This is a genomic window from Kitasatospora sp. NPDC059088, from assembly GCF_042738155.1.
Lineage (GTDB): Bacteria > Actinomycetota > Actinomycetes > Streptomycetales > Streptomycetaceae > Kitasatospora.
Map to the genome: position 1 here is coordinate 1 of NZ_JBHYGR010000224.1, position 8,893 is coordinate 8,893.

Below are 8,893 nucleotides of genomic sequence, written 5' to 3' on the forward strand. Positions count from 1 at the left end.
GTACGTCCAGTACGAGGCCGACTCGGGCGCACGCCCAGCCGGGCGCCCAACGCCGCGCGCTGATCTGCCAAGATCCGCCGGACAGGCCCTAGCCGCCCCGCCGAGCATGACCGCCGGTGCCGGCCCGGCGCGTGCCCTCCGGGCCAGCCGCGACTCCGTCACCACGCCACCCCTGCCCCTCCTGCCGCACCGCCCCGACGCCCCGCACCGCCTCGACGAGGAGCACACACCCCGCGATGACCGCCAAGCCCGAGACCCCTGCCGCCGTTGCCGCCCGCACCGCCGCCCCCGCCGTCGAGGTGCCGCCCGCCGTCGAGGTGCCGCCCGGCGCCGTCGCCGTGGTCGGCCTGGCCTGCCGGCTCCCCGGTGCGCCCGACCCGGCGGCGTTCTGGGAGCTGCTGCGCGAGGGCCGGGACGCCGTCGGCGAGCCCCCCGCCGACCGCTGGCCGGCGGACACCCCCGGTGTGCCGCGCGCGGGCGCCTTCCTGGAGCGGATTGACACCTTCGACGCCGCCTTCTTCGGGATCTCGCCGCGTGAGGCGGCGGCGATGGACCCGCAGCAGCGGCTGGTGCTGGAACTCGGCTGGGAGGTGCTGGAGGACGCCGGCCGGCTGCCCGCCCGGCTGCGCGACAGCCGTACCGGGGTGTTCGTCGGCGCCTTCCTGGACGACTACGCGGCACTGGTGCACCGGCAGGGCCCGGGCTCGGTGGACCGGCACACGCTGACCGGCCTCAACCGGGGCATGATCGCCAACCGGCTCTCCTACCAGCTGGGCCTGCGCGGTCCGAGCCTGACCGTGGACACCGCGCAGTCCTCCTCCCTGGCCGCCGTCCACCTGGCCGCCGAGAGCCTGCGCCGCGGCGAGTCCGACCTCGCCCTCGTCCTCGGGGTGAACCTGATCGCCGCGCCGGACAGCACGCTCGGCGCGGCCCGCTTCGGCGGCCTGTCCCCGCACGGCCGCAGCCGTCCGCTCGACGCGGCCGCCGACGGGTACGCGCGCGGCGAAGGCGGTGTCGCGGTGCTGCTCAGGCCGCTGGCCGCGGCGCTGGCGGACGGCGACCCGGTGTACGGCGTGCTGCTGGGCAGCGCCCTCGGCAACGACGGCGCCACCGACGGCCTGACCGTGCCCGGCGCCGACGGCCAGGCCGAGGTGCTGGCGGCCGCCTACCGCCGGGCCGGGGTGGACCCGGCCGCCGTCCAGTACGTCGAGCTGCACGGCACCGGCACGGCCGTCGGCGACCCGGTGGAGGCCACCGCGCTCGGCCGGGTGCTGGGGGCCGGCCGGGCCGCGGACGCCCCGCTGCTGGTCGGTTCGGCGAAGAGCAACGTCGGCCACCTGGAAGGGGCGGCCGGCCTGGTCGGCCTGGTGAAGACGGTGCTCGCGCTGCACCACGGCGAGCTGCCGCCGACCCTGCACCACCGCACCCCCAACCCGGCCGTCGACCTGACGGAGCTGCGGCTGCGGGTCGCCACCGAGCGCACCCCCTGGCCCGGTGCCGCGACGGCGGCCCGGCTGGCCGGGGTCAGCTCCTTCGGCATGGGCGGCACGGACGTCCACGTCGTGCTGACCGGCGCCCCGCCGGTGCCCGCGCCCGCCCCCCGCCCGGCGCCCCTGCCCGCGCCGGTACTGCTCTCCGGCCGCGGCCGCCCGGCGCTGCGCGGACAGGCCGCCGCCCTGCGCGCGCACCTGGCCGCGCACCCCGCGCTCGGCCCGGCCGAACTCGCCGGCCCGCTCGCCCTCGCCCGGACCTCCTTCGAGGACCGCGCCGTCCTGGTGGCCGAGGACCGGGCCGGGCTGCTCGCCGCGCTGGACGCGCTGGCCGCCGGGCGGGAGGCCCCCGGGGCGGTCACCGGCACAGCGGGCGCCGTCGGTGGCACCGCCTTCCTGTTCCCCGGCCAGGGCAGCCAGCGCCCCGGCGTCGGACGCGGACTGTACGCGCGCTTCCCGGCGTTCGCGGCCGCACTGGACGAGACCCTGGCCGCCCTCGACCCGCACCTCGACCGGCCGCTCGGCAGCCTCCTGTTCGCCGAACCCGGAAGCCCCGAGGGCGAGTTGCTGGACCGCACCGAGTACACCCAGCCGGCGCTGTTCGCGCTCGGCAACGCGCTGCACGCCCTGCTGCGCTCCTGGGGGGTGACCCCGGACGCCGTGGCCGGGCACTCCATCGGCGAGATCGCCGCCGCCCACGCCGCCGGGGTGCTCACCCTGGCCGACGCCGCCGTCCTGATCACCGCCCGGGGCCGGCTGATGGCCGAACTGCCCACGGGCGGTGCGATGGTGGCGGTGGAGGCCGCCGAGGAGGAGGTGCTGGACCGGCTGTCCGGCCGGGAGGGCGAGGTGGGCATCGCCGCGGTCAACGGCCCGCGCGCCGTCGTCCTGTCCGGGGCCGAAGCGGCCGTCCTCGCGGTGGCCGCCGAGCTCGCCGCGCTGGGGCGGCGCACCCGCCGACTGCGGGTCAGTCATGCCTTCCACTCCCCGCTGATGGACCCGGCGCTGGAGCGGTTCCGCGCGGTCGCCGCCGGGCTGACGTACGCGCCGCCCCGGCTGCCGCTGGTCTCCACCCTCACCGGCCGCCCGGTCGCGGCGGACACCCTGGCCGACCCCGAGCACTGGGTGCGGCACGCCCGTGAGGCCGTCCGCTTCGCCGACGCGGTGCGCGCCCTGCACGGCCTCGGCGTGCGCACCCACCTCGAACTCGGCCCGGACGCGGTGCTCACCGCGCTCGCCCGGTCCACGGCGGCGGCCGACGGGCCGGGCGCCGAGGTCGCGGGCGCCGCGCTGCTGCGGCGGGGGCGGCCGGAGCCGGCGAGTGTGCTCGGCGCGGTCGGGCTGCTGCACGCCCGGGGCGGCGAGGTCGACTGGGCGCGGTACTTCGGTCCGGGCGCGGGTGAGGGTGAGGGCGAGGGTGCGGGTGCTGCTGCGGCCCGGGCGGTCGCGCTGCCGACGTACGCGTTCCAGCGGGAGCGGTACTGGCTGGCGGGGGCGGACGCCCTCCCGGGCGGACCGGGCACGGCCGCCGAGCGCGAGCCCGTGCCAGCGGCCGAGCCCGTCGGCGCCGCTGAGCCCGTTCCCGCCGCCGAGCCCGAGCCCGTTCCGGCGGCGCCGGTACGGCGGCCGGACGGCGAGCTGCTGGACCTCGTCCGGGCCCAGGCCGCCGTAGTGCTGGGCCACCCCAGCCCGCACACCCTGGACGGCCGACGGACCTTCAAGGACCTCGGCCTGGACTCGCTGGGCGCCGTCGAACTGGCCGACCGCCTGACCGCCGCCACCGGGCTCGCGCTGTCCGCGTCCGCCGTCTACGACCACCCGACCCCGGAGGCCCTGGCCCGGCACCTGCGCGGTGACGAGCGGGAGGTGTCGGTGGTGCGGGCGGTGGTGGTGGACGAGCCGGTGGCGATCGTGGGGATGGCGTGCCGGTATCCGGGTGGGGTGGGTTCGCCGGAGGAGTTGTGGCGGTTGGTGGTGGAGGGTCGGGATGCGATCTCGTCGTTCCCCTCGGACCGGGGCTGGGACCTCGACGCGCTCTACCACCCCGACCCCGACCACCCGGGCACCAGCTACGCCCGGCACGGCGGATTCCTCACCGGCGCGGGCGGGTTCGACGCGGAGTTCTTCGGGATCTCGCCGCGTGAGGCGGCGGCGATGGACCCGCAGCAGCGGCTGGTCCTGGAGTCGTCCTGGGAGGCGCTGGAGTCGGCCGGGATCGACCCGGCCGACCTGCACGGCAGCCGCACCGGCGTCTACGTCGGCGCCACCGCGATGGAGTACGGTCCGCGCCTCTCCGAAGGCTCCGACGGCGCGGACGGCTTCGTGCTCACCGGCAGCACGACCAGCGTGATCTCCGGCCGGGTCGCGTATGCCTTCGGCCTGGAGGGCCCGGCGGTGACGGTGGACACCGCGTGCTCCTCCTCGCTGGTCGCACTGCACCAGGCTGCCGCCGCGCTGCGCACCGGGGACTGCGACCTGGCTCTCGCCGGTGGCGTGACGGTGATGTCGAGCCCCGGCATGTTCGTGGAGTTCAGTCGGCAGCGGGGGTTGTCGGTGGACGGTCGGTGCCGGTCGTTCGCGGCGGGTGCGGACGGGACGGGGTGGAGTGAGGGGGTGGGGGTGCTGGTGGTGGAGCGTTTGTCGGATGCGGTGCGTCACGGGCATCGGGTGTTGGCGGTGGTGCGGGGTTCGGCGGTGAATCAGGACGGTGCGTCGAACGGTTTGACGGCGCCGAACGGGCCTTCGCAGGAGCGGGTGATCCGGGCGGCGTTGTCGGCTGCGGGGTTGGGCACGACGGATGTGGATGTGGTGGAGGCGCACGGGACGGGGACGCGGCTCGGGGATCCGATCGAGGCGCAGGCGTTGCTGGCGACCTACGGCCAGGAGCGTTCTGTTGAGCGGCCGTTGTGGTTGGGGTCGTTGAAGTCGAACATCGGGCATGCGCAGGCGGCTGCGGGTGTGGGTGGTGTGATCAAGATGGTGCGGGCTCTGGCGGAGGGGGTGTTGCCGGGGTCGTTGTATGCGGGGGAGCCGTCGCCGTTGGTGGACTGGGCTTCGGGTGGGGTGGAACTGCTGGCCGGGGCGCGGGAGTGGCCGGAGGTGGGTCGTGCGCGTCGGGCGGGGGTGTCGTCCTTCGGGATCAGTGGGACGAACGCGCACGTGATCCTGGAGCAGGCGCCGGAGGTCGCGCTGTCTTCGGAGGAGGTGGTGGAGCCGTCGGGGGTGGTGGCCTGGCCGGTGTCGGCGCGTACCGACGCGGCGTTGCGCGCCCAGGCCGCACGACTGCTGGCCTACACCGAGCGGCACCCGGACGTGGACCCGGGCACGCTGGGCCGGGCCCTGGTCTCCACCCGCTCCGCTTTCGAGCGGCGGGCGGTGGTGCTGGGCTCGGAGCGCTCCGAACTGCTGGACGGCCTCCGGGCGTTGGCGACCGGTACGGATGCCTCCGGCTCCTCCGGGCCGGTCACCGGCTCCGCCCGTGACGGTGGTCGTACGGCGTTCGTGTTCACGGGTCAGGGCAGTCAGTGGTCGGGTATGGGGCATGGGTTGTACGGGGCGTTCCCGGTGTTCGCGGCGGCGTTCGACGAGGTGTGCGCGGCGTTCGATCCGTTGTTGGGGCGGTCGTTGCGGGAGGTGGTGTTCGAGGGCGGGGAGCTGCTGGACCGTACGGAGTTCACTCAGCCGGCGTTGTTCGCGGTGGAGGTGGCGCTGTACCGGTTGGCGGTGTCGGCGGGTGTGACGGCGGATGTGGTGGCCGGGCATTCGATCGGCGGGGTGGTGGCGGCGTTCGTGGCGGGTGCGTTCTCGCTGCACGATGCTGCGGTGTTGGTGGCGGCCCGGGGCCGGTTGATGGGGTCGGCGCGTTCGGGTGGGGCGATGGTGGCGGTGGAGGCCGCGGAGGAGGAGGTGCTGGCCGAACTGGTGGGCCTGGAGGGGTCGGTGTCGTTGGCGGCGGTGAACGGGCCGCGTTCGGTGCTGCTCTCCGGTGACGACGGCGCGGTGCTGGAGCTGGCCGGGCGGTGGCGTGAACGCGGGCGCAGGGTCAAGCAGCTGACGGTCAGTCATGCGTTCCATTCGCCGCACATGGACGGCGTGTTGGAGGAGTTCACGCGGGTGGCGGGCGGGGTGGTGTTCGCGGAGCCGCTGCTGCCGGTGGTCTCCGACCTGACCGGCGGCCTGGCCACGGCGGAGGAGTTCGCGGACCCGGCGTACTGGGCGCGGCACATCCGTTCGGCGGTGCGCTTCCACGACGTCGTGCAGACGCTGCACGAGCAGGGCGTCACCCGCTACCTGGAACTCGGCCCCGACGCCGTCCTCACCCCGCTCGTCCGGGAGGCGCTGGACCAGGACGCCGACCCCGTAGCCGTCCTCCCGCTCGCCCGTCGCGGCCGTCCGGAGGTCCGCGTCCTGGCGGACGCGCTGGCCCGGCTGTACGCCGCCGGCGCCCCGGCCGAGGTGCTGCGGCCGCTGCTGCCCGGCCCGGCGGTCCCACTGGACCTGCCCACCTACCCGTTCCAGCACGCCCACTACTGGTCGGCGCCCCGCCCGGTCACCGACGCCGCCGCCCTCGGGCTGGCCGAGGCCGGCCACCCCCTGCTGGCCGCCGCCGTCGGGACCGCCGAGGACGGCGGACTGCTGCTCACCGGCCGGATCTCCCCGGCCGGGCAGGCCTGGCTCGCGGAGCACGAGATCCTCGGCACCCCGCTGCTGCCCGGCACCGCCTTCCTGGAACTGGCGCTGGCCGCCGCCGCCCGCATCGGTGCCGACGGCGTCGAGGAGCTGACCCTGCACGCCCCGCTGCCGCTGCCCGCCGACGGCGCCGTCCAACTCCAGCTCGCGGTCGGCCCGTCGGACGGGAACGGGCGCCGGACCCTGGCCGTCCACGCCCGCCCCCAGCGCCCCGGCCAGGAGGACGGCGAGGGTTGGACCAGGCACGCCGAGGGCCTGCTCGCCGAGGGCTCGCTCGCCGACGGCTCGCTCACCGAGGCCCTTCCGGGGGCGGCTCCGGCGGCCGCGCCGGAGCTCGCCGCCTGGCCGCCGGCCGGCGCCGAACCGCTGGACCCGGACGCCCTGTACGCCCGGCTGCTCGCCCGGGGGTACGCGTACGGCCCCGCCTTCCAGGGCGTGCGCGCGGCCTGGCGGCTCGGCCCGGAGCTGTTCGCCGAACTCGCGCTGGGCGACGAACAGGCGCTCTCCGCCGAGGCGTTCGGCATCCATCCGGCCCTGCTGGACGCCGCCCTGCACCCGCTGGTGGACGCCGAGAGCGCCGACCGGGCCGCCGGGGGCGGCCTGCCGCTGCCGTTCTCCTTCGGTGCCGTCCGGCTGCACGCCCAGGGAGCGGCCCTGCTGCGGGTCCGCTGGACACCGGGCGCCGAAGGGGCCGCCCTCGCGGCCTTCGACGTCGAGGGCCGGCCCGTGCTGTCCGTCGGCTCGCTCGCCCTGCGCACCGCGACACCCGCCGACGCCGCCGACCGGTCCGCCGAGCGCGGGGCGCTGCACCGCCTCGACTGGATCCCCGTGCCGGTCGACGCCCGGCCCGCCCCCGGGCGGACCCTGCTGCTGGGGCCCGCACCGCAGGGCCTGTCCGCGCTGCCCGTTCTCTCGGACCCGGCCGCACTGCGCGCCGCCCTCGACGCGGGGCAGCCCGCCCCCGGGACCGTCCTCGCCGTCCTGCCGGACACCGGCGCCGACCGGCCCGCCGCAGCGCGCGAGCTCACCCGCGAAGCGCTGCGGCTCGCCCAGGACTGGCTGGCCGACGAGCGCTTGGCGGACACCGTCCTCGCCGTCCTCACCCGGCACGCGGTCGCCGCCACCGCCGCCACGGGCGCCACCGCCGCCACGGCCGACGGTCCCGCGCCCGACCCGGCCGCGGCCGCCGTCTGGGGGCTGCTGCGCAGCGCCCAGAGCGAGCACCCCGACCGCTTCCGGCTCGTCGACCTGGACGACGACCCGGCCTCGGCCGCCGCGCTCCCGGCCGCCCTGGCCACCGGCCTGCCCCAACTCGCCCTGCGCGCGGGCGCGGTACTCCGACCCGTGCTCCAGCCCGTGCCGTCACCCCGCCCGTCCCGACCGGCCGACGGCGTCGCGACGGGCCGGACCGACGGCGCTGCACCGGCCCAGACCGGCGGCCCCGCGCCGGACCTGACCGGGGGCACCGTCCTGATCACCGGCGGCACCGGCGGCCTGGGCGGCCTGCTCGCCCGCCACCTGGTGGAGCGGCACGGCGTCCGACGGATGCTGCTGGTCAGCCGCCGTGGCCCGGCGGCCCCCGGAGCGGCCGAGACCGCCGCCGAACTGACCGCCCTGGGCGCGGAGGTGGTCCTCGCCGCCGCCGACACCGGAGACCGGGCCGCGCTGGCCGCCCTCCTCGCCGACCTGCCGACCGACCGTCCGTTGCGCGCGGTCCTCCACCTCGCCGGAATCGTGGACGACGCCACCCTCACCGGACTCGACGCCGACCGGATCGCCCGGGTGCTGCGGCCCAAGGCGGACGCCGCCTGGCACCTGCACGAGCTCACCGCCGACCTCGACCTGGCCGCCTTCGTCCTGTTCTCCTCCGTCTCGGGCATCACCGGCACCGCCGGCCAGGGCGGCTACGCGGCCGCCAACAGCTTCCTGGACGCGCTCGCCCAGCACCGCCGGACACTCGGCCTGCCCGCCCTCTCGCTGGCCTGGTCGCTCTGGGCCGACCAGGACGGCATGGCCGGCGCCCTGGACGCCGAGGCCCTCCGCCGCTGGAGCCGCAGCGGGCTGCCGCCGCTGGACACCACGGCCGCACTGGAGCTGTTCGACGCGGCGCTCGCCGGAACCGCCCTGCTCGCCCGAGCCGACACACTCGCCGGATCCGCCCCGTTCGCCGGAGCCGACCCGCTGCTGGTACCGGCCAGGATCGACCGGGCCGCACTGCGCGCCCGCGCCGCCGAGGGACCGCTGCCGGCCCCGCTGCGCGGCCTGGTCCGCACCCCGCTGCGCCGCAGTGCCGCCGCGCGCGCCGGAGGACCGGCGGGCGGCACCGGCTGGGCCGAGCGCACCGCCGCCCTCCCCGAGGCCGAACGCGCCCGGACGGCAGCGGAGTTGGTGCGCGGAGCGGTGGCCGCCGTGCTCGGGCACAGCGGCACGGACACCGTCGACCCGGACCGTGCCTTCAAGGACCTCGGCCTGGACTCGCTGACCGCCGTGGAACTGCGCAACCGCCTCAACACCGCGACGGGCCTGCGACTGCCCGCCACCGTCGTCTTCGACCAGCCCTCCCCGGCCGCCCTGGCCCGGCGCCTGCTCGCCGAGCTGGACGGCACCCGGACCGTGGACCGGGAGGTGTCGGTGGTGCGGGCGGTGGTGGTGGACGAGCCGGTGGCGATCGTGGGGATGGCGTGCCGGTATCCGGGTGGGGTGGGTTCGCCGGA

The 8,893-nt window shown here is 77.2% G+C and carries 1 protein-coding gene; it reads left to right on the forward strand.

From position 1 onward, the window contains the following. Window positions 1-236: 236 nt before the first annotated feature. Window positions 237-8,893: type I polyketide synthase (locus ACFWXO_RS44005; protein ID WP_380532566.1), on the forward strand; the 8,657-nt coding region annotated here is incomplete at its 3' end.